General features: G+C 71.4%; 18 protein-coding genes. 6 read left to right on the top strand and 12 right to left on the bottom strand.

What is annotated here, in order from left to right; all coding sequences use genetic code 11:
• Nucleotides 1-14: 14 nt before the first annotated feature.
• The 9 genes from ACSHXN_RS23955 to rsmI form a co-directional block, all read right to left on the bottom strand.
• The gene (locus tag ACSHXN_RS23955; RefSeq protein ID WP_355138667.1) at nucleotides 15-1,778 is read right to left on the bottom strand and encodes an outer membrane protein assembly factor BamB family protein; all 1,764 of its coding nucleotides are present in this window, start codon (nucleotides 1,776-1,778) and stop codon (nucleotides 15-17) included.
• 267 nt (nucleotides 1,779-2,045) lie between these two features.
• Nucleotides 2,046-3,851 carry an ABC-F family ATP-binding cassette domain-containing protein gene (locus tag ACSHXN_RS23950; protein ID WP_355800392.1) on the bottom strand — a complete coding sequence of 602 codons (1,806 nt, stop codon included), beginning with the start codon at nucleotides 3,849-3,851 and terminating at the stop codon, nucleotides 2,046-2,048.
• A 23-nt stretch (nucleotides 3,852-3,874) separates the two neighbouring features.
• Complete coding sequence (locus ACSHXN_RS23945; protein WP_438303679.1) at nucleotides 3,875-5,338, bottom strand: acyltransferase family protein; 1,464 nt, start codon at nucleotides 5,336-5,338, stop codon at nucleotides 3,875-3,877.
• A gap of 456 nt (nucleotides 5,339-5,794) precedes the next feature.
• On the bottom strand, nucleotides 5,795-6,724 hold the full coding sequence (locus ACSHXN_RS23940; protein WP_355138673.1) for a 4-(cytidine 5'-diphospho)-2-C-methyl-D-erythritol kinase: 930 nt from the start codon (nucleotides 6,722-6,724) through the stop codon (nucleotides 5,795-5,797).
• The gene (gene rsmA / locus ACSHXN_RS23935; protein ID WP_438303678.1) at nucleotides 6,721-7,623 is read right to left on the bottom strand and encodes a 16S rRNA (adenine(1518)-N(6)/adenine(1519)-N(6))-dimethyltransferase RsmA; all 903 of its coding nucleotides are present in this window, start codon (nucleotides 7,621-7,623) and stop codon (nucleotides 6,721-6,723) included. The genes ACSHXN_RS23940 and rsmA overlap by 4 nt, the downstream gene beginning before the upstream one ends.
• 137 nt (nucleotides 7,624-7,760) lie before the next feature.
• Entirely contained in the window at nucleotides 7,761-9,095 is a 1,335-nt protein-coding gene (locus ACSHXN_RS23930) for a ubiquitin-like domain-containing protein (protein WP_355138677.1), read from the bottom strand.
• 172 nt (nucleotides 9,096-9,267) lie between these two features.
• Nucleotides 9,268-10,149, bottom strand: coding sequence for a TatD family hydrolase (locus tag ACSHXN_RS23925; protein WP_438303677.1), 882 nt, complete (start codon nucleotides 10,147-10,149; stop codon nucleotides 9,268-9,270).
• Nucleotides 10,150-10,200: 51 nt separating this feature from the next.
• Nucleotides 10,201-10,650: a hypothetical protein gene (locus ACSHXN_RS23920; protein ID WP_355138681.1), complete on the bottom strand. Its 450-nt coding sequence runs from the start codon at nucleotides 10,648-10,650 to the stop codon at nucleotides 10,201-10,203.
• Nucleotides 10,651-10,933: 283 nt separating this feature from the next.
• Complete coding sequence (gene rsmI / locus ACSHXN_RS23915; RefSeq protein WP_355138683.1) at nucleotides 10,934-11,797, bottom strand: 16S rRNA (cytidine(1402)-2'-O)-methyltransferase; 864 nt, start codon at nucleotides 11,795-11,797, stop codon at nucleotides 10,934-10,936.
• A gap of 85 nt (nucleotides 11,798-11,882) precedes the next feature.
• Here rsmI and ACSHXN_RS23910 point away from each other — a divergent pair, with 85 nt between their 5' ends.
• Nucleotides 11,883-13,622: a dolichyl-phosphate-mannose--protein mannosyltransferase gene (locus ACSHXN_RS23910; RefSeq protein WP_355138685.1), complete on the top strand. Its 1,740-nt coding sequence runs from the start codon at nucleotides 11,883-11,885 to the stop codon at nucleotides 13,620-13,622.
• A gap of 185 nt (nucleotides 13,623-13,807) precedes the next feature.
• Here ACSHXN_RS23910 and ACSHXN_RS23905 read toward each other — a convergent pair whose 3' ends face one another.
• Together ACSHXN_RS23905 and ACSHXN_RS23900 are read right to left on the bottom strand one after the other, a co-directional pair.
• Nucleotides 13,808-14,551, bottom strand: a complete 744-nt coding sequence (locus ACSHXN_RS23905) for a MerR family transcriptional regulator (RefSeq protein WP_355141279.1) — start codon at nucleotides 14,549-14,551, stop codon at nucleotides 13,808-13,810.
• A gap of 39 nt (nucleotides 14,552-14,590) precedes the next feature.
• Nucleotides 14,591-16,015, bottom strand: coding sequence for a serine hydrolase domain-containing protein (locus ACSHXN_RS23900; RefSeq protein ID WP_438303676.1), 1,425 nt, complete (start codon nucleotides 16,013-16,015; stop codon nucleotides 14,591-14,593).
• 283 nt (nucleotides 16,016-16,298) lie between these two features.
• On the opposite strand from ACSHXN_RS23900, the gene ACSHXN_RS23895 reads away from it, so the two are divergent.
• Nucleotides 16,299-16,769 (top strand): VOC family protein, encoded by a 471-nt coding sequence (locus ACSHXN_RS23895; protein ID WP_355141274.1) that lies wholly within the window; start codon nucleotides 16,299-16,301, stop codon nucleotides 16,767-16,769.
• Nucleotides 16,770-17,076: 307 nt separating this feature from the next.
• Here the strand turns inward: ACSHXN_RS23895 and ACSHXN_RS23890 are convergent, their stop codons facing one another.
• A complete protein-coding gene (locus ACSHXN_RS23890; protein ID WP_355141272.1) occupies nucleotides 17,077-18,198 on the bottom strand; it encodes a quinone oxidoreductase family protein in 1,122 nt (373 codons plus the stop codon).
• A gap of 419 nt (nucleotides 18,199-18,617) precedes the next feature.
• Between ACSHXN_RS23890 and ACSHXN_RS23885 the strand changes: the two genes are divergently transcribed.
• The 4 genes from ACSHXN_RS23885 to ACSHXN_RS23870 all read left to right on the top strand — a co-directional run bounded on the left by ACSHXN_RS23885 (nucleotide 18,618) and on the right by ACSHXN_RS23870 (nucleotide 24,113).
• Nucleotides 18,618-19,127 carry a (2Fe-2S)-binding protein gene (locus ACSHXN_RS23885; protein WP_355141298.1) on the top strand — a complete coding sequence of 170 codons (510 nt, stop codon included), beginning with the start codon at nucleotides 18,618-18,620 and terminating at the stop codon, nucleotides 19,125-19,127.
• Nucleotides 19,124-20,113 carry an FAD binding domain-containing protein gene (locus tag ACSHXN_RS23880; protein WP_356110061.1) on the top strand — a complete coding sequence of 330 codons (990 nt, stop codon included), beginning with the start codon at nucleotides 19,124-19,126 and terminating at the stop codon, nucleotides 20,111-20,113. The genes ACSHXN_RS23885 and ACSHXN_RS23880 overlap by 4 nt, the downstream gene beginning before the upstream one ends.
• Nucleotides 20,110-22,278 (top strand): xanthine dehydrogenase family protein molybdopterin-binding subunit, encoded by a 2,169-nt coding sequence (locus ACSHXN_RS23875; RefSeq protein ID WP_356110059.1) that lies wholly within the window; start codon nucleotides 20,110-20,112, stop codon nucleotides 22,276-22,278. The genes ACSHXN_RS23880 and ACSHXN_RS23875 overlap by 4 nt, the downstream gene beginning before the upstream one ends.
• Before the next feature lie 200 nt (nucleotides 22,279-22,478).
• Nucleotides 22,479-24,113 (top strand): penicillin-binding transpeptidase domain-containing protein, encoded by a 1,635-nt coding sequence (locus ACSHXN_RS23870; protein ID WP_356110057.1) that lies wholly within the window; start codon nucleotides 22,479-22,481, stop codon nucleotides 24,111-24,113.
• The last annotated feature ends 85 nt before the right edge of the window (nucleotides 24,114-24,198 follow it).

Below are 24,198 nucleotides of genomic sequence, written 5' to 3'. Positions count from 1 at the left end.
AGGCGGCAGCCGGATCACTTGCCGTAGGCGAGCATCAGCTTCTCCTTCGACTGGTTGCTGCCGCTCAGCCGGGTCGTGGAGATGTAGAAGCGCCCGTCCACGTAGTCGACCGCCTTGGAGTAGAAGCCGCTCTCGATCTGCGCGGCACCCGACGGGTTCTGCAGCAGCCTGCTGACGCTGTGACTGCCGCCGGTCGTCGGGATGGAGACCACCTGGCCGCCGGCGGAGTACGACGGCTCGACGTAGGCGATCAGCCGGGTGCCGTCCGTCCTCAGCGGGAGCATCGTCTTGTCCGCGGGGGACTTCACCCGCCACTTCTCCTTGCCGGTGTCGAGGTTGAACGCGACGACCTCGTTGGGGCCGCTCTTCGACTCGGTCGGCAGGTACAGGGTGGTCGCGTCGGCCACCGCGCCGGTGCAGCCCTGGAGGTCGCGGCTCAGGACGGCCCAGCCGCACTCGGGCGCGAAGGAGTCCTTCGACTCGACGTCCGAGCGGGGGGTGCCGTCGTTCTTCAGCGTGGAGATGGCCACGGCCTTCTTGTCGTCGTTGGTCAGGTACAGGACGACGGGATCGACGGAGAAGGCGCGCGCGACCTTCCAGCCCTTCGGGATCGGCCTGGTCCACTTGGCCTTGCCGGTCGCCGGGTCGAGTTCCTGCACCTCGTCGTGCGCCTTGGAGTTGCCCGCGGCGCAGGAGGCCACCGAGATCAGCCTGGCGCCGCCGGCGAACGCGGTCGGGAAGCAGGCTCCGGTGTACTCCCGTTTGTCCCACAGCTTCTTGCCGGTGCCGACGTCGTAGGCCGTGCCCGACTGCGAGCGGCCGACCACCAGGGTCTTGCCGGTGACGCTGAGGTCGAGGCCGAGGGTGCTGTCGAACAGGGCGCCGTCGGCGACCTGCGCCTTCCAGCCCAACGCGCCCGTGGCGAGGTCGATCTGCTGGAGCAGGTTGCACTTGGCGTTCTCGCTGACGCCGCTCATGTAGGCCACGACGACCTTGTCGTCGGCCGTCTTGTGCGGAGTGACCGCGCAGATCTTCTGCGGGAACGAGACCGGCTGCCAGGCCGGGGTGCCGTCACCGACCTTGTACGCGAAGATCTGCTTGTACGCGGCCTTCACCACCGCCTTGCCGGTGACCCACATACCGGGGGCGTCGGCGCCGGAACCGGGCGCGTCGGGCGCCTCCTTGTACCAGAGGACCTTCGACTCACCCGCCTTGCGGCCCTCGTTGAGGTTCTCGGGGTCCTCGCCGCCGTCGCCGCTGCCGTCGCCCTGGTCCACCGGTGTGGAGGCCGCCGCGGACGGCGTGGCCGGCCCGCTCTTCTCTGCGGTGGGCTTCTTGTCCCCGCCGCCGTCACCGCTGACCGCGTACACGGTGCCGCCTATGACGAGCAGTACGGCGACCGCGGCGCCGACGGCCAGCGCGGGCCTGCCCTTGAAGGGGTTCTTGGAACCGCCGCCGGGAGGCGGGGTCGGGGCGCCCGGGAACTGGGGCGGCGCTTGCGGGTACCCGTACCCCGGCTGCGGCGGGGCGTAGGGCCCCGGCTGCTGCGGATGGCCGTAGCCGGGCCGGGAGTTGTACGGGCCGGGCTGCTGGGGCTGGGCGTAGGGGCCCGGCTGTTGCGGGGGGCCGTACCCGGGTTGCGGCGGGGCCGGGGGCTGGGCGGGCAGCGGAGGCGCCGCCTGCCGCGGGTCCTGCGGAGCGCCGAAGCCCCCCTGCGGCGGTGGATTCTGCGGTGCTCCGAAGCCGCCCTGCGACGGCTGGTCGGGAGGCTGAGTCATCAGTGCGTTCCCCCTCTTAACTGATGTGTCCCCACGCCCGCGGGTGCGCAAGATCGCCCACGCCGGTGGTACTCAGACTGTTCTCAGACGGCCCTTTGTATCACTGGCCCGCCCATGAGCACCGGGCCGATCCTGCCCCTGTTCCCAAGGGAGGACCGGCCTGTGATGACCCCGTTATGGCCTTCACGCGGCCTTCACGCCCGGGGCGGGGGTGCCGTCGAACGCTGGGGCCCGTCGTTCGGATCAGGCCGACCCGAGCGCCGGCTCCTAGGCCTCGTCCGCCAGTTCCAGCCAGCGCAGCTCCAGCTCCTCGCGCTCGCCGACGAGTTCGCGCAGCTCGGCGTCCAGGCCGGCCACCTTCTCGAAGTCCGTGGCGTTCTCGGCGATCTGCCGGTGGAGTTCCGCCTCCCGCCCGGAGAGCTTGTCCAACTGTCGCTCGATGCGCTGGAGTTCCTTTTTCGCGGCGCGGGCGTCGGCGGCGGAGACGGCCGGCTTCTCGGCGGCGGGCGCCGGGGTCGCGGCGGCCGCCGCGGCCTCCTCCATGCGGTGGCGCCGCTCCAGGTACTCGTCGATACCGCGGGGCAGCATCCGCAACGTGGCGTCGCCGAGGAGGGCGTACACCTTGTCCGTGGTCCGCTCGACGAAGAACCGGTCGTGCGAGATCACGATCATCGATCCGGGCCAGCCGTCGAGGACGTCCTCGAGCTGGGTGAGGGTCTCGATGTCGAGGTCGTTGGTGGGCTCGTCGAGGAAGAGGACGTTGGGCTCGTCCATCAGGAGCCGGAGCAGCTGGAGCCGCCGCCGCTCACCACCGGACAGGTCACCGACGGGGGTCCACTGCTTCTCCTTGGTGAAGCCGAAGGTCTCGCACAGCTGCCCGGCCGTCATCTCGCGTCCCTTGCCGAGATCGACGCGCTCGCGCACGCGCTGCACGGCCTCGAGCACCCGCCAGGCCGGGTCGAGTTCCGCGACCTCCTGCGACAGATAGGCGAGTCTGACCGTCTTGCCGACCGCGATCCGGCCTCCGGCGGGCTGCCGCTCCCCTGCGCTGCGCGCGGCCTCGGCCATGTCACGCAGCAGGGAGGTCTTGCCCGCGCCGTTCACCCCGACGAGGCCGATCCGGTCGCCGGGACCGAGCTGCCAGGTGACGTGCTTGAGCAGCACCTTGGGGCCGGCCTGGACGGTCACGTCCTCGAGGTCGAAGACCGTCTTGCCGAGCCGGGAGCCGGCGAACCTCATCAGCTCGCTGCTGTCCCGGGGCGGCGGCACGTCGCTGATCAGTTCGTTGGCCGCCTCCACGCGGAAACGCGGCTTGGAGGTGCGGGCGGGCGCACCGCGCCGCAGCCACGCCAGCTCCTTCCTGATCAGGTTCTGCCGCTTGGTCTCCTCGGAGGCGGCGATCCGCTCGCGCTCGGCGCGGGCGAAGACGTAGTCGGAGTAGCCGCCCTCGTACTCGTGGACCGTGCCCCGCTGCACGTCCCACATCCGGGTGCACACCTGGTCGAGGAACCAGCGGTCGTGGGTGACGCAGACGAGCGCGGAGCGGCGCTCGCGCAGATGGGCGGCGAGCCAGGCGATGCCCTCGACGTCGAGGTGGTTGGTGGGCTCGTCGAGCACGATCAGGTCCTGCTCGGCGATGAGCAGCTTGGCCAGCGCGATACGGCGCCGCTCGCCACCGGACAGGGGGCCGATGACGGTGTCGAGTCCCTGCGGGAAGCCGGGCAGGTCGAGCCCGCCGAACAGCCCGGTGAGCACGTCGCGGATCTTGGCGTTGCCCGCCCACTCGTGGTCGTCCATGTCCCGGATGACCTCGTGCCGGACGGTGGCGGCCGGGTCGAGGGAGTCGTGCTGGGTGAGCACGCCGAGGTGCAGCCCGCCGGAGTGGGTGACTCGACCGGAGTCGGCCTCCTCCAGCTTGGCGAGCATCCGGATCAGGGTGGTCTTGCCGTCGCCGTTGCGGCCGACGATCCCGATCCGGTCCCCTTCGGACACGCCGAGTGAGACGCCGTCGAGCAGGGCGCGGGTGCCGTACACCTTGCTGACGTTCTCGACATTGACCAGGTTGACGGCCATTTCTCTCCTGACGCGGGGATCGATCAGCCTTCAAGCCTAGGGCCTGCGGACGTGGTGGCGGGACGCGAGTGGGACGTCACTCTTCGTAGTGATGCGATCCGTGATCGACGCCCGGCATCCGCATCGGCCGGACCGCCGTCGACGACCTCCGGAACGGGTCGGACGGCCGCACCCCGGCTCCGGCCCGCCCGCTCCACCAGCAACCACCCGGAGAGCGTCATCACGACCGCCGCGGGAGCGGTGACGTGCACGGCCATCAGCAGCGCCGTACGGCCTTGCAGAAGCCCTCCGAAGCCGACCGCCGACAGGCCCAGGACCCCGAACAGGCAGAGGGTGACGCCGAGCGCGGCGGCGGGTCCCGCCCAGGCGCGCGGCGCACTCGGCTCCCGTGCGCCCGAGGGTTTTTCGAAGACACGGAAGACGGCCACCAGGGCACCGGTGAGTGTCACGGCGGCTACGAGCCGCCATGTTACCTGTATCCACCACGCACTCGAGCCGGGTTCCGGCAGTCGGACACCGAGGGCGAGCAGCGCGCCGTAGACGCCGAGCATCGCCGTCAGATGCCACAGAAAGGCGGTCATCGAGACGCCGTTCGCCGCGACGACCGTGCGCCACGCACGCGGCCGGTCCAGCCACCGCGCGGCGGGCGCGCGCAGCAGTTCCACGGCCCCGACCAGCCACAGCCCGTGGCACAGCAGGGCCGGCGTGGGCGGTGCCATGTTGGAGACCTTCTCGCCCGGCATGCCCACCATCGACACCGGATAGGGTCCGAGGGCCACCAGCAGCGCCGCGCCCGCGAGGCCGGCCCCGGCGAGGACGTGCGGCCGGCCGAGCCGCCCGTCCGCGCGCAGGAAGCCGAGTTGGTGGACGGCGAGCCAGACGAACGCGAAGTCGAGGAACTCGGCGTAGGGGACGCCGAGTCCGAAGCGGAGCAGGTCGACCAGCCCGGCCGCGACGACGAGCCCGCCGAACGCACCCCACCCGTATCTCTCGTGGAGCCTGAGCAGCGGCGGCGTGAAGGCGACCATCGCGAGATAGATCCCCACGAACCACAGGGGCTGCGCGACCAGGCGCAGCGTGACGTCGAGCAGGCCGCCGCCGAGCCCGGACATCTGGAGGGCGGCGGCCACCGCGCCCCACACCCCGATGAACACGACGGTCGGGCGCAACAGCCGCTGGAGCCGGACGCGCAGGAACACCGCGTAGGCCCTGGCGGTCCGGCGGCGGGTCGACCGCCAGGAGAGGGCGTGCGAGAAGCCCCCGACGAAGAAGAACACCGGCATCACCTGGAAGACCCAGGTGAGCGGTTGGAGCCGGGGCTGGAGGGCGAGCAGGTTGCCGACCTGGACGCGTCCGTCCGCTGCCACGGACACGGCCGCCATCAGCCAGTGCCCGAGGACGACGGTGGCGAGTGTGGCGACCCGCAACAGATCGATGAAGCGGTCGCGGGAGGCCGGTGTGGCGGCGGCGAGATCGCTGGGTCTCATGGCGGTACGGTCGCGCGGCCGCGAGGGGACACGTCAGCGCACTTCCACTCAAGTGCGCTCTGAGTACGGCACCTTGGCCGAGCACGCCCGGGCGGAGGGCCCTGCTCAAGGGCACCCCCGCGGGCGGGGCCTTGCCGAAGGGTGGTCCGGGTGCAAGGACTTGCTCAAGTACGTTGCGCCGGGGCCCTTGCCGGGAGAAGTCTGCGGGCGGCCCCGGCCAAGCGCGGGTCGAATGCCGGGGCTTGCTCAAGTGCGCCCGGGACAGCGTGACTTGCTCAAACTCGGTCTGGATTTCCGTGGGTTGCTCAAGCGCACCTCGCCAAGGGGCTTTGTCCAAGTGCCGCCTTGCGGACGACCCCTGCCCAAATGCATGCCGGTCGGCAGGACTTGCCTGTGCACTGACACCCGGGCTTGCTCAAGTACGCCTTGAGCAGGCGGCGTTGAGTACGCGCGGTTTCAGTCTCGAGCGCCGGTCGTGTCCGGCGCGCCGGGGCGGACCACGGTCGCTCCCGGCGCCGGCGACGGAGCCACCCGTGCCGACTTGCACGTCCCGGACGCCCGCAGCGCCGCAGCGATCCGCTCCGCCCCGGACGCGTCCCGGGCGAGGAACGCCGTCGTGGGTCCCGATCCCGACACCAGCGCCGTGAGCGCCCCCGCCGCACGCCCGGCGGCCAGGGTCTGCGCCAGCTCGGGGAACAGGGACAGCGCGGCCGGCTGAAGGTCGTTGGAGACCGCCGCCGCGAGCGCCCCGGTGTCCCCCTTGGCCAGCGCCTCCAGCAGATCCCGCGAGGCGACGGGCTCGGGGACCCGCACTCCTTCGCCGAGCCGGTCGAACTCGCGGAACACCGCGGGCGTCGACAGCCCCCGGCCGGCCATGGCGAACACCCAGTGGAAGGTCCCGCCGACCTCCAGCACCGTGAGCTTCTCGCCCCGTCCGGTGCCCAGCGCCGCCCCGCCCACCAGGCTGAACGGCACATCACTGCCCAACTCCGCGCAGATCTCGAGCAGTTCCGAGCGCGACGTCCGTGTGCCCCACAGCGCGTCGCAGGCCACGAGCGCACCGGCCCCGTCCGCACTGCCGCCCGCCATGCCGCCGGCGACGGGAATGTCCTTGGTGATGTGGATGTGCACGGCCGGCTCGAGCCCGTGGCGGCCGGCGAGTGCCAGCGCCGCCCGGGCCGCCAGGTTCGTGACGTCGAGCGGCACCTGTGCCGCGTCGGGGCCCGAGCAGGTGACGCGCAGGGCGTCGGCCGGGGTCACCGTGATCTCGTCGTACAGGCCGACGGCCAGGAAGACGTTCGCCAGGTCGTGGAAGCCGTCGGGACGGGCACCGCCCACCGCGAGCTGCACATTGACCTTGGCGGGGACACGTACGGTCACGCTCACTGCTGGGCCTGCTCCTCGTTCTCGGTGCTGCGGTTCCCGGTGTTGCGGTTCTCGGCGATGCGGGCGAACTCCTCGACCGTCAGCGACTCCCCGCGCGCCTGCGGCGAGACCCCGGCGGCGACGAGCGCGGCCTCGGCCTCGGCGGCCGACCCCGCCCATCCGGCGAGCGCGGCCCGCAGCGTCTTGCGCCGCTGAGCGAAGGCGGCGTCCACGACGGCGAACACCGCCGCCTTCGACGCGGTGGTCTTGACCGGCTCGGCCCGCCGGACCAGGGAGACGAGCCCGCTGTCGACGTTGGGCACGGGCCAGAAGACATTGCGCCCGATGGCCCCGGCACGCTTGACGTCCGCGTACCAGTTGGCCTTCACGGACGGCACCCCGTACACCTTCGAACCGGGTGGGGCGGCCAGCCGGTCGGCGACCTCGGACTGCACCATCACCAGCGTCCGCTCGATGCTCGGGAAGGTGTCGAGCATGTGCAGCAGGACGGGCACCGCGACGTTGTACGGCAGGTTCGCGACGAGGGCGGTGGGGGCGGGGCCCGGCAGCCCGGTCACATGCAGGGCGTCGGAGTGCACCAGTGCGAACCGCTCCGCGCGCTCGGGCATCCGCGCGCCGATGGTCGCGGGCAGCGCCCCCGCGAGGACGTCGTCGATCTCGACGGCCGTGACGCGCTCGGCCACCTCCAGCAGCGCCAGCGTCAGGGAGCCGAGTCCCGGCCCCACCTCCACGACGACGTCCTCGGGACGGACGTCGGCGGTGCGCACGATGCGCCGCACCGTGTTGGCGTCGATGACGAAGTTCTGGCCGCGCTGTTTGGTGGGGCGCACACCGAGGGCGGCCGCGAGTTCACGGACGTCGGCGGGGCCCAGGAGGGCGTCGGGGGCGGAGCTGCTCACGGAGCAAGGGTACGGGGCGGTGCGACGGCGCCGCGCACGCACGGGTGCGCGCGGCCCGGGCCTCCCCCGGTGCCTTGTGGGCCCGGGGGAAGCCCGCGGACGGTGCCGTCCCCGGGGGAACGGCGGCGGTCGCGCGCTCAGCGGTAGAGGCGCGGCCCGCAGTGCGGCCAGGGACTGGAGCCCTGGCGCACGTACAACTTCTTGGCCCGGTACGTCTGCTCCGAGGACGGAGCGTCCTGCGGCCGGCCGGAGCCGCCCAGGCTGCGCCAGGTGTGCCGGTCGAACTGGTAGAGGCCTCCATAGGTGCCGGACGGGTCCACCGCACGCGCCCTGCCGCCGGACTCACAGGTCGCGAGCCCGTGCCAGTTCAGGCCCTCGGCACCGCTCACCGAGTCCGGGTGCCGTCTGGTGCCCACCCGGATCAGCTGGGTCCTGGGCTCCTGCACCACCTCGGACTCGATCCGCCTCGGCTTCTGCCGGACACCGTTGACCGTGCGCAGGACGTACGTCACACGACGCGTGCCCGGCCGCCCGGCGCGGGCCACGACCTCGGTGCCCTTGAACAGGTGCGGGTCCCGGGTGCGTCGCACGTCGAACGGGATCTGCTCCTCGCGGATCTCCTTCGAGCCCTTCACCCTCAGCACGGTCACCGTCTGGCCGTCGCGCGGAAAGCTGTCCGGCCGTACGGAGGTCGTGTCCTGTCCGCGCAGGGTGACCCCGGCCTGTTCGACCGCCTCGCGGACGGTCGCCGCGTTCGTCCGGATCGTGCGCGGCCGGCCGTCCGCCATCACCGTCACCGAGCGCTCGGTGCGGACGTCCAGCGCGAGTCCCTGGCGGCCGATCTTCCGGGAGCGCGCAGTGGACAGATACGCGCCCTCCGCGCGCACTCCGAACTGCTGGAGCGCGCTGTCGACGGTGCGCGCCGTCGTCCACACCTGGCGCCGATGGCCGTCGACGGTGAGGAACAGCGGGCGCCCGTAACGCACCACGACGTCGTCCCCGCTGGCCAGCGAGGTCCCGGGCGCGGGCGAGACCACGTCGTGCGCGCCCACGGCGACCCCCTCCTCGGTGAGCAGTTCACCCACGTCGGCGGCGAAGGTGTGCAACGCGCGCGGCCGACCGTCCACGGTGAGTTCGATCGCCTTGTCGTTGGCGACGAACGCGGTGGTGCCGCCGGCGAGGAAGGCGACGACCAGTGCCTGGGGAATGAGGCGGCGGACGGAATCGGGGCGGGAGCGGCCCTTTCCGCGGCGGGCCGCGTGCCGGGCCTGGGCACGGCCCGGCGGACGGGCCGTCGCCTCCGGCTGCTGGCGCGGCATCGGTCCCGCTATGTCCCCGGCGTGCACGGTGCGGGCCCGCGCCTCGTAGGCAGGCCGGTAGGTGTCCGGGTACGCCGGGCCGTAGGGCTCGTGATCCTCGTACGCCGGGGCCGGGTCGTACGTCCCGCATGGCGAGTACTGCCGATTGCTCACGACGACACGCTCCAGAGAGGTCCGAAACGGGAGACCAGAACCTAGCGCCTGGCCGTCACTCTCCAAAGCAACGCCGTTACTCGGTGTGGCGACACGCCTTCACCCCGAAACACCAGGAAATCCGGACGTTCCGGCACTCAGGCCGCTCGTCGGCAACCGGGTGACATCACGTTCAGTAATCGAAGGCGCGCGCCGTGTTCCTTGCGATCGCCTCCGCCAGCACGTCCTCCTCGAGCCCCTTCACGGCGGCCATCGCGCGGACCGTGATCGGAACGAGATAAGGGGCGTTGGGCCTGCCCCGATAGGGCGCGGGCGTGAGGAACGGGGCGTCGGTCTCGACCAGGACGAGGTCGAGGGGGGCCACGGCGAGAGCGTCCCGCAGCGGTTGCGCGTTCTTGAAAGTCATGTTTCCCGCGAACGACATGAAGTACCCGGCACGGGCGCAGGTCTCCGCCATCGCCGCGTCACCCGAGTAGCAGTGGAAAACCGTCCGCTCGGGCGCACCCTCCTCCTCCAGAATGCGCAGCACGTCGGCGTGGGCGTCGCGGTCGTGGATGACCAGCGTCTTGCAGTGCCGTTTGGCGATCTCGATGTGCGCGCGGAAGGAGCGCTCCTGGGCGATCCTGCCCTCGGGCCCGGTGCGGAAGTAGTCGAGCCCGGTCTCCCCGACGCCCTTGACGTGAGCAAGAGCCGCAAGGCCGTCGATCTCGGCGAGCGCCTCGTCCAGAGCCGCGTCACCGCCCGGCTCGCGGGCGCCCTGCCGGGACCAGCCGTCGGGGTCGCCGCCGACGATGCGGGGCGCCTCGTTCGGGTGCAGCGCCACGGCCGCGTGCACGGACGCGTGCTCCGCGGCCGTCTCGGCGGCCCAGCGCGAGCCCTTCACGTCGCAGCCCACCTGCACGACCGTGGTCACGCCGACCGACGCCGCCCTGGCGAGCCCCTCCTCCACCGTCCCGGACTGCATGTCGAGGTGGGTGTGCGAGTCGGCGACGGGCACGCGCAGGGGTTCCGGGAGCGGGGGCGGCCCGTTCTTGTCGGACGCTTGGGAAGGCATGCTCCGATCCTACGAAAGGGGCCGTACCGCCCCTCGCCCGGGAGGAACCGTTCACCCCGCCTTGCGATGGTGAAACACGTGGAGCAGGTCCGAGAGGTGCCAGTGGTGGTGCTGCCCGGTCTCCTGCGCCCGCGCCGCCGGCTCGTCCAGGGTCTCCTCCCCGGCGGGCCGCCCTGCCGGGCGGTGGTGCCGGTGCATGGAGTTCTGGACGGAGGACACCTGGCCGGGGCGCATGATGCGCACCACATGGCTGTCGCAGTTCAGGCAGCTGGGACGGCTCAGCGGCGACGGGACGACGCGGCCGCCCGCCACATACATCACGAACTCGTTGCCGTCTCCGTCGAGGTGGTGCTCGATGTCGTACGACTGCTCCCAGCCGTGCCCGCACCGCATGCAGGCGAAGGAGTAGGACTCCTGTACGACGGCGGTGGCCATGCCTCGGTCGGCCTGCCCGATGCCGGCCGCATCTATCCGGCCGGTGCGTCCTGCGCTCTCACTCATGCCAGCTCCTCTTGTCCGCTGGACAAGCGCCCCGGTGAGGCGGGGTTCCCCCTGAATCCCGCGGGGTCCCACTGTGGGCGAGGGACGGGGACGTCCCTTCACCCAGTGGACGACTTCACCAGCGCGAACGCATCAAGGCCTGCCGAGTGTTGGAGGCGATTTGGAATCCGCTTGCCAAATCGACCCGAACGCACCGTTATGGCTTTGCCTTCGGCGACAGCTCTTTGCCCGCCCATGGGGCGTCCGCTCACGGGAGATGCTCCCTGCTCGGAGGGGGTGTGACTCACTCGGACCGGTCGGCGTTCTTGGCCGCCACCACCGCGTCGAAGACCTCCCGCTTCGGCAGGCCCGCCTCGGCGGCGACCGCCGCGATCGCCTCTTTGCGCCGTTCGCCCGCCTCTTCGCGCACCCGCACCCGGCGCACCAGCTCGGTCGCGTCGAGCGCCTCGGTGGCCTTCTCGCCCGCGCCCTCCACGACCACGGTGATCTCGCCCCGTACGCCCTCGGCGGCCCACTCCGCCAGTTCGCCGAGCGGGCCCCTTCGGACCTCCTCGTACGTCTTGGTCAGCTCGCGGCAGACGGCGGCCCGGCGCCCGGAGCCGAAGGCCTCGGCCATGGCGGCGAGGGTGGCCTGGAGCCGGTGCGGGGCCTCGAAGTAGACGAGGGTGCGCCGCTCCTCGGCGACCTCACGCAGCCGTGACAGCCGTTCGCCCGCCTTGCGCGGCAGGAACCCCTCGAAGCAGAAGCGGTCCACGGGCAGCCCGGACAGCGCGAGCGCGGTGAGCACGGCGGACGGACCGGGCACGGCGGTGACGCGGACGTCCTTCTCGACGGCGGCGGCGACCAGCCGGTAGCCGGGGTCGGACACGGAGGGCATCCCCGCGTCGGTCACCAGCAGCACCCGCGCCCCGCCCTCCAGCGCCTCGACCAGCTCGGGCGTCCGGGCCGACTCGTTGCCCTCGAAGTAGGACACGACACGCCCGGCAGGCTGCACGCCCAGCGCCTGTGTGAGCCGGCGCAGCCGACGGGTGTCCTCGGCGGCGATCACGTCGGCGGTCGCAAGCTCCTTCGCGAGCCGCGGCGGAGCGTCCTCGACGTCCCCGATGGGGGTGCCTGCGAGGACCAGAGTTCCGGGCGTAGCTGTCACGCTTCCATCCTCCCAGGCTCGGGCCGTACCCGATCGGAGGGGCCAAGCGCGGGACTCACACAGACGCGTTCCCTACGATGGCGCGGTGACCAGTACCGCGTCCTCCACGGACACCCGGCAGGGCCAGGCCACCGAAGAGCATCGGCCGGCGTGGCAGCAGCGGCTCCGCCGTTTCGGATACACGGCGCGCCCCACAGGCGACGTCCGTGACCGGCTGGTGCCGCCCTACAGCGAGCCCAGCCCCCGCGTCTGGGGGGCGCTCGGCCTGCGCAAGGAGGTCGCCGACCGCCTCACCCGCTGGTCGGGCTGGGGCGGCCCGCTGCTCGTGACGCTCGTGGCGGGCCTCATGCGGTTCTGGAACCTGGGCAGCCCCAGGGCGGTGATATTCGACGAGACCTACTACGCCAAGGACGCCTGGGCGCTCATCCACAACGGATACGAGGCGAACTGGGCCAAGGACGCCAACGATCTGATCCTCGAGAACCACGGGCATGTGCCGATCCCGACGGACGCCGCCTACGTGGTGCATCCGCCGGTCGGCAAGTATGTGATCGGGCTCGGCGAGCTGCTCTTCGGGTTCAATCCGTTCGGCTGGCGGTTCATGACGGCGCTGCTCGGCACGCTGGCCGTGCTGATGCTGTGCCGCATCGGCCGCCGGCTGTTCCGCTCGACCTTCCTGGGCTGTCTGGCCGGTGCGCTGATGGCCGTGGACGGTCTGCAGTTCGTGATGAGCCGCACCTCGCTGCTGGACGGCGTCCTGGAGTTCTTCGTGCTCGCGGCCTTCGGCTGCCTCCTCATCGACCGGGACAGGGTGCGCGAGAAACTGGCGGCGGCCCTTCCGGCGGACGCGGACGGCCGGGTGCGCCCGGACCCGCACACGGCGGAGACGGTCCGCTTCGGCCCGCGCCCGTGGCGCTGGACGGCGGGGGTGATGCTCGGTCTCGCCATCGGCACCAAGTGGAACGGCCTGTACTTCCTGGCGGCGTTCTGTGTGATGGCGGTCCTGTGGGACTACTCCGCCCGCAAGGTCGCCGGGGCCCGGCAGACCGCCACGGCGGTCCTGAAGCACGACCTGGGGCTTACCTTCCTCGCCACGGTCCCCGTCGCGATCTGCGTCTACCTCGTCTCCTGGATCGGCTGGATCCTCTCCCCCGCCGACGGCTCCGGAGGTTACTTCCGCGACTGGGCGGCCAACGACGGCAAGGGCGGCACGTGGGCCTTCCTGCCCGACTGGCTGCGCAGCCTGTGGCACTACGAGCACGAGGTCTACCTGTTCCACGTCGGCCTGTCGTCCCCGCACACGTACCAGTCGAACCCGTGGAGCTGGCTCGTGGTGGGCCGGCCGGTCTCCTACTTCTACGAGTCCCCCTCCCCGGGCGAGGCCGGCTGCCCCGCGGACGCCGGCGACAAGTGCGCCCGGGAGGTCCTGGCGATCGGCACCCCGCTGCTGTGGTGGGCGGCCTGCTTCGCGATCCTGTACATCCTGTGGCGATGGGCGTTCCGCCGCGACTGGCGGGCCGGCGCGATCGCCTGCGGAATCGCCGCGGGCTACCTGCCCTGGTTCATGTACCAGGAGCGCACGATCTTCTACTTCTACGCGGTCGTCTTCGTCCCGTTCCTGTGCCTGGCGGTGGCGATGATGATCGGCGCCATCATCGGACCACCGGGCTCGGACGAACGCCGCCGACTGGTCGGAGCGGCGGGCGCGGGCATCCTGGTCCTGCTGATCGCCTGGAACTTCATCTACTTCTGGCCCCTGTACACGGGCACGGCGATCCCGATCGACCAGTGGCGGTCGCGGATGTGGCTGGACACCTGGGTCTAGCCGGGCGGACATCTCACGAGGGCGCGACGGTCGGTCGCGCCCTCGTGGTCGTTGTCGGTCGCTAGCGGTCGCCGCCGGCCACCCTCGGACGACCCGGAGACGGCCCACGGCCACGCTTGCCGGCCCGTACCGCCTGAAGGAGCGGTTCCTTGGCAGGACGGGGCGGATCGTGCTCGTTCCGCGACCTACCGTTGGTTTTCACGCTCGTCTCCCTCGCCGGTCAGTCGGGCGAGGCGGTCCCACGCCGGGGATGAGGCTCCGGGCTGGGATCGCGCGGCCAACCGGGCGATGGCCGGGCTGTGGACGGGGCGGGTCTCGGACCGGCTGTGGTGGTTGATGAACCAGTTCCTGGTACGGGCCGCGAGGGCGGGGAGGCGGGGATCGTCGGGCGACCAGTCGTAGGCGGCGTCATGGTCGAGGTAGAGGGCGCGGAACTCGGGATCGTTCATGAGTTCGCGCTTTTCGGCGATCCATCGGGAGGCGTCCTCAGGTGAGGCCGTTTGCATGAGGATCCAGCCGTCGCGTTCCAGCTCCCTCTGGCGCTCGCTGACGCCGAGTTCGCGCAGGACGTCGAGGTGGTCGGCGACCTCCGGGGAGACGAACAGCCGGTCGCCGCCGCGCAGCTGGGCGAGTTGGTCGCGGGTTCGCCGCAGCTGCACCATGCGGTCTTCCAGGTCGTGATCGATCTCGGTGATGGCCGCGGTGAGCGTGTCCGGGTCGGCGTTGAGAAGGTCCTTGATGCGGGCCAGTGGCACGCCCGCATTGGCCAAGGTCCTGATCTTGACGAGGTCGATCGCGTCTTGCGCGGTGTAGCGACGGTAGCCGGAGTGGTCACGGTCGGGCTCAGCGAGCAGGCCGCGTTGGTGATAGTGGCGTATGGCCTTGATGGTCACTCCGGCGTAGTCCGCGAGCTGGCCGATCCTCAGCATGCCGGCCATCCTGCCACCCGGGCCGGTCGGCCGGAACGGTCAAACCCGTCGGGTCAGGCGGCCGCCGCCGTTACGGAAGCGCGCTTGGCCGTCGCGGACATCGTGGTAGGAGACGAGCAGGAGTCGCAGGTATCCGTCGAACGTTTCCAGCGGGTACCCGGCGGGCGCGAAAAGGCCCGGCCGGATCGGCACATAGCGCTGCGGCGGAGCGGAGGTCATGCCGCCGGCGAACTGGCTGAAGACCCGTCCCTGCGATTCGTCCGCCGGTTCGTAGGTCGTCCGCTCCTCGAGCCGGCCGTCGACGATGCTGACGTCGATACGGAGTTGGTTGGAGCGGTAGGTGCCCACGTACGGGGTGAGGTCGACGTCCTGCTCCCCTCCGGTGACCAGAGTGGGGATCCGGACGCCGAAGTGCTCGCTCAGGAGCCGCTGCAGGATGTGGTCGTGGAGCATGATCGCTGCCGAGGTGTTGCCGAAGGCAGTGAAGACCAGGTCGATTTCGGGCACGACGCACAGGATGGACACTCCGCCGGGCGACGCGCCCGACATGGCCAGGACGGTTGTGTCACCGAACGGGTAGCGCACCCAGCCCAGGCCCATCGGGGGGACGTTCGGGGTCGCCATGTCGTACGACGCCTGCTGCATCAGTGCGGTCGCCCCGGCAGACAGGACGCGAGTGCCGGACGGGGAGACACCGCCCGCCAGATGGGTGCGCCCGAAAGCGAGCAGGTCGGCGACGGTGCCGATCGGCGTCCCGCCGGCGGGCCCCCAGGTGTCGGGCAGCATGAACATCCCGGTGGGCTCGGCCGCCATGGTCTCCGGGTCGAGGAAGTGGCCGACGGCCGTGCTGCGCAGAATGGCCTCCTCGGCCGAGGTGCAGGAGTCCTTCATGCCGACGGGCGCGTAGATGTCGCGCTTGAGCAGGTCGGGGAAGGGCATGCCGGTCACCGCTTCCAGCAGGCGGCCTGCGACGATCATGCCGCCGTTGGAGTAGCTGAGCTGCTCGCCGGGCTCGAACAGGGCGCCGCAGTTGCTCGCGAGGCCGTCGACGTAGATCTTCAGTGCGTCGCGGCCCTTGGCGTCGGGGAAGAACAGGTCGGCATCGATGCCGTTGGTGTGCGAGATCAGGTGCCGGACCAGGATCTTGTTCGCCGCGCCCGGTGCGGTCAGGGCGAATTCCGGAAGGTACTTCACCACTGGCGTGTCGAGGTCCAACAGTCCACGGTCGACCTGCCGCATGACCAGCGTGGTGGTCAGGACCTTGGTGACGGAACCGAAGAGGAATCCGGTGTTGTCGCACATCGGTGCGCCGGTGGCGACGTTGCCGGTTCCATGGGCGACGACGATCTGCTCGCCGGCGTGGTGGACGCCTGCGACGTACCCGGGGACGTTGTTGGACTCGCAGTAGGCGGCAACCTGCTCGCGGATGTCGGCTTCGACGGAGTGCAGCGCGTTGTTGTTCATGCGAAGCATCGTCGAACCCTGCCCGTGGGGCAGGGTCAAGTCCCGCGGAGGAGCAGGTCGTGCTGATCGTTCGAGAATGAGGCTGTCATGGCCGATGCAGCGATGCGGCACCGCGCGGGCAGCGGGGATCAGCAGCCGACGAAGTGACGGGCAGGGCTTCCGAGCTGCGGCCGGGACATCGATCGCCGCTGCGACCGACGTGGTCGGGATCCGCCGATGAGTTCCGCCGGCCGGCCCGGTCTACCGGGACGTACGCCATCGAGCCACCGACTGGAGACCCACCATGACCCGTCCCGCACACCCCGGCCGCATGCTGTTCGTGAACATCCCCGTAGCGGACCTCGAGCGCAGCAAGGCGTTCTTCGCCAAGCTCGGGTTCGGCTTCAACCCGATGTTCACCGACGAGACCTCCGCCTGCATGCTGGTCGGCGAGCACGCTTTCGTCATGCTGCTCAGCCGTGAGAAGTTCGCGGAGTTCGCGAAACTGCCGATGGCCGATCCCACCACGCACACGCTGGCGCTGTACTGCTTCAGCGTGTCGTCCCGCGAGGAGGTCGACACGGTCAGCGCCGCTGCGCTCGCGGCGGGCGGCACCGAGGCGGATGGCGCCGAGGACTACGGCTTCATGTACTCGCGCAGCTTCTACGACCTCGACGGCCACGGCTGGCAGGTCATGTGGATGGACCCGGCGGCGGCGGAGCAGGGCCCCGAGGCGTTCGAGTCCTCCCTGCAGGATGCCGACGGCCCGGCCTGACCCACTACCGCGTTCCACACGTGCGCCGTCATGCAGGCCGTGCCCGCCATCGCGGTCGGTGCAGCGGCTTTGGCCTGGAGTCGCCCTGAGACGAGTGATCTGAGGCGAGTGATCGCGGCCCCGTAAGCTTCCGGCGCGTCGGGCAACCTGTGAACCTGCCCGCCGAGGCACGGCGTTGGGGCCATGACCTCACAGACTCGCCCCATGCCCCTCTCTTGGGCGGGAGCGGGCGGCCGGCGGTGCCGAACGGGGCGAAGACATGAGCGCGGGCGCCGCCGACCGCTCCCGCCGCCCCCGGGCGGCCCGGCTAGGGCGCCCCGGGAGAGGTGCCCAGGGCCAGGTCACGGTCGACGATCACCGCCACCTTGCCCACCACGCCATGGCCCGACTTCAGCGACTGGAGCCCCGCGTTGATGGCGTCCACGGCGCTGTCGATGGTCCGGCCGATGTGCGGAACCACAAGCCCCTGCTCCGCCCACTCCATCGCGAGATCCATCCCTTGCCGGAGAAGGGCGCGCGCCTGGCTGTCGAGCGTGGCGGGCTCGGAGAAGTAGCGCAGCAGATTGACGTCGACGCGCTCGGCGCCGCGCTCGGCCAGGATGGCGTCCACAGGGCTGTGTGTTTCGGCCAGGCGCGTCGTCCTGCCGGGGCCGACGCCGAGCACGATCCAGCTGCCGCCCCGCCGGACGGCCTTGGCGCTCTCGACGAAGCCCTGCTCGCTGTAGGTGGCGTCGAAGACGAGGTCGACGCCCCGGCCGTCGGTCAGCCGGGCGATGTCGGCGGCGATGTCGTCGTGCTTGTAGTCGAAGACGTGGTGGGCGCCGGACTGCCGGGCCAGTGCGATGGATTGCGGTGTACTGCCGCTGCTGACGACCAGTCCGGCGCCCAGGGCGCGCGCTGCCATCTGCACGGCCAGATGCCCGACGCCGCCCCCGCCGCCCGGGACATAAACGGTGTCGCCGGTCCGCACCGCTCCGTGAAGACCCGCGAACGCGGACAGAAAGCACATCGGAAGCGCCGCCGCGTCGCGGAAGCTCAAGGACGACGGCTTGCGGGCGATGAGGAATCGGTGGGCGAGGGCATAACCGCCCTCGCCTTGGCCGGATGCGACCCAGCCGCCGTCACCGTCCAGATCGGCCAGGGCGGCCACCGCGTCGCCGACGGTCACATCACCGACACCGTGACCCACGGCGACCACCACGCCGGCGAGGTCGAGCCCGAGGCCGACAGGGGGCGTCCGTCCCATGAAGTTGAGCTCGGCCAGCTTGTACTCCAGCGGGTTGAGCGACGACGCGGCGACGCGGATCAGCACCTGGCCCGCCGCCGGCTCCGCGACGGGAATCCGCACCGCCTCGAGCGGCAGCCCGGCCCGGTCGTGTGTGTAACCGACGCCGAGGAACGCTTCGGGAGTCTTCACGGTCTGCTTCATGACGCCGCCACCTCCGCAGCCACTCGTGGCGGGACGGACCCACCGCCGGAAGCCGGCCCCGCCGGCCCCGCACCACCACGTCCGATTGTCGTGGACCTGTGCGATGCCGCCAGCGGTGACGGCGGCGCAAGCACGGCGAAGGGTCCGTGGCCTGCGGTCATCGCAGGTCACGGACCCTTCGCGTCACTGGTCGCCGCTGTCAGCGGCTGGTCCGCCGTGCTCCTCGGACTGGACCGTCAGGAGACGATCCGATCCGTTTCATGCTCTGCAGATCGCGATATCGCCGAGTCGGATCACCGTGCGAAGCGCCGGGGCGGCGCGTCGCCGGTCCGTCGCCGGTTTACCGGCCTCCCCCTCGGGAAGGACCGGATCATGTGATATCCGCACCAGTTCTGATATGCGGCATGGGGGTGCACCCCGTGGACATGGAGATCACGTTGCGGGTGGACGGGCAGCGGTACCGGCTCGTCGTCGACACCCGCACCAGCCTGCTGGACGCCCTGCGCGAGCGTCTCGGGATCACCAGCCCCAAGAAGGGATGCGACCACGGGCAGTGCGGCGCCTGCACGGTTCTGCTCGACGGCCGCCGCGCGCTCGGTTGCCTGGCGCTGGCGGTGGCGCACGAGGACACCGAGATCGTCACGGCCGCGGGCCTGGCCCGCGGTGACCGTCTGCACCCCGTGCAGCGCTCGTTCATCGACCACGACGCGTTCCAGTGCGGCTACTGCACGCCGGGCCAGATCGTCTCGGCGGTCGGGATGCTGGCGGAGGCGGAAGCGGGCTGGCCGAGCGCGGTGAGCGCCGACCCCGACGCCGACGAGGTCGTCCTCGACGAGGCCGAGATCGCCGAGCGGATGAGCGGCAACCTCTGCCGCTGCGGCGCCTACGCCAACATCCGCCCGGCCATCGCCGAGGCGGCCGGGCGATGAAGCCGTTCCGCTACCAGCGCGCGGAGGACGTGCCGGGGGCGGTCCGGATGCTCGCCCGGGCTCCGCACGGGGCGTTCCTCGCCGGCGGCACGAACCTCGTCGACCTGATGAGACTGGGCGTGGCCACCCCGGAGTTGCTCGTCGACGTGCGGCGGCTGACCTGCGACCGGATCGAGGAACTTCCGGACGGGACCCTGCGGATCGGAGCCACCGTGTCCAACAGCGAGCTGGCCGCCGACCGCAGGATCCGCCGGCGCTACCCGGTGCTCTCCCAGGCGGTGTTGTCCGGCGCCTCGGGGCAGGTGCGCAACCTCGCCACCACCGGCGGGAACCTGCTGCAGCGCACGCGTTGCCCGTACTTCCAGGACCTCACCACCCCGTGCAACAAGCGGGAGCCCGGGTCGGGTTGCTCGGCGCTCGAGGGCCACCACCGCGACCTCGCGATCCTCGGCTGGTCGCAGGCCTGTGTCGCGACCCACCCTTCGGACATGGCCGTCGCGTTGGCCGCGCTCGACGCGGTCGTGCGCACCCGCGGGCCGGACGGGGAACGGGCCCTGCCGCTGACCGAACTGCACCGGCTGCCCGGCGACGAGCCCGCGCGCGACACCGTCCTGCGGCACGGCGAGCTGATCACGGCCGTGGACCTGCCGCCGCTCGCGGAGAGCGTCAGATCCGGCTACCGCAAGGTCCGCGACCGCGCCTCGTACGCGTTCGCGCTGGTGTCGGTGGCCGCCGTGCTGAGAGTCGCCGACGGGACCGTGCGCGACGTGCGCATCGCGCTGGGCGGCGTCGCGCACAAACCGTGGCGGGCCACGAAGGCCGAACAGGCGCTGCGGGGCGCGCCCCCGACCGCCGAGCGCTTCCGGGCCGCCGCCGAGGCCGAGCTGGCCGCGGCCCGGCCGCTGGACGGCAATGCGTTCAAGGTGCCGCTCGTGCGCAACACCGTCGTCTCCACCCTCCTCGCCCTGGTGAACGAGCCACCATGACTGTCGTCCCCCGCGCCGTCGGCACACCGCTCGACCGCCTGGACGGGCCGGACAAGGTCCGGGGGACCGCCATCTACGCCTTCGAGCAGCCGGTCGACCGGCCCGCCTACCTGTACCCGCTGCAGGCCGCGATCGCCACCGGCCGTGTCACCGCCGTCGACGCCGAGGCCGCGCGTGCCGAGCCGGGCGTGCTGGCCGTGCTCACCCACCTCGACGCCCCGCGGCTGGCCTCGGCCGACGACGCCGAACTCGCGGTCCTGCAGACCGACGAGATCGCCTACCGCGGACAGCTCATCGGCGGCGTGATCGCCGAGACCGCCGAGACCGCCCGCCACGCCGCGCAACTGGTCCGCGTGGACTACGCGGAGCGGCCCCACCACGTCGAACTGGATCCGGACAGCGACGACCTCTACAAGCCACTGGACGCGGCCGCCTTCTGCACCGGTGGCGGGGAACTCCAGGACGGGTCGCCGGCCGACAGCGCCACGGGCGATGTCGACGCGGCTCTGGCCGCGGCGGAGGTCAGGCTGGACGCGACCTACAGCACGCCGATGAACCACCACAACCCGATGGAGCCGCACACCGCCGTGGCCGTCTGGACCGGCGGCGAACTCACGGTCCACTGCTCGACGCAGGGCGCGTCGATGAGCCGGGATCTCATGGCCTCCGTGCTCGGTCTCGGCCCGTCCGAGCTCCGGGTGGTCTCCCCGCACGTCGGGGGCGCCTTCGGGTCGAAGGTCTACTGCCACTCGTACGCGGTCCTGGCGGCGATGGCCGCTCGGCTCGTGCACCGGCCGGTCAAGTTCACGCTCACCCGCCGGCAGATGTTCTCCCTGGTCGGCTGTCGCCCCGCCACCGTCCAGCGCGTCCGGCTCGGCGCCGACGCGAGCGGGCGTCTCACCGCGATCGCCCACGACGTGGTCGTGCAGACCGCCAGGGTCAAGGGATACGCCGAACACGTCGCGGTGTGCTCCCGGTACATGTACGCCGCGCCCAACCGGCGCACCACCCACCGGCTCGCCCCCCTGGACCTGCCGGTGCCGACGATCATGCGGGCGCCGGGAGAGGCACAGGGCATGTTCGCGCTCGAGTCGGCCATGGACGAGATGGCCGACGCCTGCGGCCTGGACCCCGTGGAGTTCCGGATCCGCAACGAGCCCGCCGTCGCTCCCGAGACCGGTCTGCCGTTCTCCAGCCGCCATCTGGTGGCGTGCCTGCGCGACGGCGCCCGCCGGTTCGGGTGGCAGCGGCGCAACCCGACCTCCCGGTCGCGGCGCGACCGCCAGGGCTGGCTCGTCGGCACCGGGGTGGCGGCCTCGAGCTACCCCTCGCCCCGCTTCCCGGGCAACGCCGCCACCATCCGCGTCGGCCCCGACGGGCACTACACGGTGTTGATCGCGGCCGCCGACATCGGCACCGGCACCTGGACGGCCCTCACCCAGATCGCCGCGGACGCGCTGGGCGTCACCGTCGAGGACGTGCACGTGCGGATCGGGGACTCGGCGTTGCCCCATGCCTCACCGGCGGGCATGTCGTCGGGTGTCAACAGCTGGGGCACGTCCGTCGTCGAGGCGGCCGAGCGGCTGCGCGCACTCGTGGAGTCCGAGCACGGCGGGTTCGTCCCGCCGGAAGGGCTCGAGGTCACCGCGGACATGCCCGCCAACCCGTACGCCGCCCGCTACGCGATGTACAGCTTCGGCGCCCAGTTCGCCGAGGTCCGGGTGCACGCCGACACCGGCGAGGTGCGGGTCCCGCGCCTGCTCGGGGTGTTCGACGTGGGCCGGGTGATCAACCCCGGGACGGCCCGCTCGCAACTGCTCGGGGGCATGACCATGGGCCTGTCGATGGCGTTGTTCGAGCAGAGCGTGGTCGATCCGAGATTCGGGCACGTGGTCAACCAGGATCTCGCCATGTACCACATCGCCTCCAACGCCGATGTCGGATCGCTCGAGGCGTACTGGGTGGAGGCGGAGGACCCGTACACCAACCCGATGGGGGCCAAGGGCATCGGCGAGATCTGCGTCGTCGGCACCGCCGCGGCGATCGCCAACGCCGTCCACCACGCCACCGGTGTCCGCGTCCGTGACCTGCCGATCACTCTGGACAAGCTGCTCAACCAGGTCGGCGCCGGACAGTCGTGGAACGGGTCGGGCACGTCGTGGTAGGTGCGGAGGCCCTGCGGGCTCCGCCGGCCGCTGAGGCCGTGCTCATCCCGGGCACAGCCGTCACCGTTCAAGTATGTGGTCCGATGTGGGGGTTTGGGTCATACATCTGATCACTCTTCGGCCAATAATCAAACACGCCCGTCACAACCTCCCCGAGGGCCGCCTACAGTGCGAGATCTACGGGGAGGGGATGACGCGCCATGCGCAAGGGGGTCAAGGCCGGCATAGTCGGCGGGGTGTTCATGGTCATGGTGGGGGGAGCCGGGTACGGGGCGTACAACTTCCTGACGGCACTCAACGGGGGCACGGCCGCCGGCAGCAGCGTCGGCGGACCGGCGCCCGTGAAGACCGGACCGCCGTCCGCGAGCGAGGTCAAGGAGGCGAGTGCCAAGTTCCTCGCCGCCTGGCAGAAGGGCGATGCGGCCGCCGCCGGCTCGTACACGAACAACGCCGGGGCCGCCGAGCAGTTGCTGACCGCCTACGGCACCAGCGCGCACATCACCAAGGTGCACATCACGCCGCGTGCGCCGAGCGGTGACTCGGTGCGGTACTCGGTGAAGGCGACGGTGTCCTACGACGGGAAGTCCGAGCCGCTCGCCTACGACAGCGAACTGACGGTCGTGCGCGGTGTGACCACCGGGCGCGCACTGGTCGACTGGCAGTCGTCCGTGGTCCATCCCGCCCTGGAGAAGGGCGACACGCTCGTCACCGGTGAGGCCAAGGTCCCGCCCATCGAGGCGGTGGACCGGAACAACCAGGTCCTGACCGCGGACAAGTACCCCTCGCTCGGCCCGATCCTGGACGCGCTGCGCGAGAAGTACGGCGACAAGGCCGGCGGCAGGCCCGGCGTGGAGCTGTCCGTCGAGCGCGCCGATGCGAGCGCGCCGAGCAAGACCCTGCTCACGCTCGCCAAGGGCACCCCGGGCAAGCTCCGCACCACGATCAGCGCCCCCGCGCAGGCGGCGGCCGAACGGGCCGTCCGGCAGTACGCGGAGTCGTCGGTGGTGGCGGTCAAGCCGAGCACGGGCGAGGTGCTCGCGGTCGCCAACCACCGGCAGGACGGTTTCAACGCGGCCTTCGAGGGACGGCTCGCGCCGGGCTCCACGATGAAGGTCATCAGCGCGGCGACGCTCATCGACAACGGCATCACCAGCATGAACGGTCCGGCGCCGTGCCCCGAATCGGCCGTCTGGCAGAGCCAGACCTTCCACAACCTCAAGGGTCTCGTCCCCAACGAGCAGGCCACGCTGGCCAACAGCTTCATGCGCTCGTGCAACACGGCGTTCGTGAAGTACGCGGACGAGGTGAAGGTCGACTCGCTCACCCGGGAGGCCGAGGACCGTTTCGGGCTCGGGCAGGACAACTGGAAGACCGGCATCGTCTCCTTCGACGGGTCGGTGCCCGCCTCCGGCGGCCCGGACACCGCGGCCAACCTGATCGGCCAGGGCCAGGTCCAGATGAGCCCGCTGAACATGGCGTCGGTCACGGCGACCGCCACCACCGGTGCGTTCCGGCAGCCGTACCTGGTCTCGCCGAAGCTCGACGGCCGCCAACTGGCCCGGGCCAGGGGCCTGTCCGGCGGTACCGTCGCCCAGCTGAGGGCGATGATGCGGCTGACGGCGACCCAGGGCACGGCCGCGCACGTCATGGCGGGGCTCGGCGGGGACATCGGGGCCAAGACCGGCTCAGCGGAGGTCGACGGACAGACCAAGTCCAACAGCTGGTTCACCGGCTACCGGGGCGATGTCGCCGCGGCGGCCATGACCCAGGAGGGCGGGCACGGCGGCGACGCCGCCGGTCCTATCGTCGCAGCTGTGCTACGAACCGGCGGCTGAGGTCACCCGCGCCGGACCGGGACTCTAGTGTGGTGTTCTCGTTGAGGAACATGGGGGCACCGGGGGACCTGGGGACTGCGGAGGA

The sequence above is a fragment of the Streptomyces sp. HUAS TT11 genome (assembly GCF_051553595.1).
GTDB lineage: Bacteria > Actinomycetota > Actinomycetes > Streptomycetales > Streptomycetaceae > Streptomyces.
The sequence above is the reverse complement of the archived record's forward strand: the minus strand, read 5'-3'. Positions and strand labels throughout refer to the sequence as shown.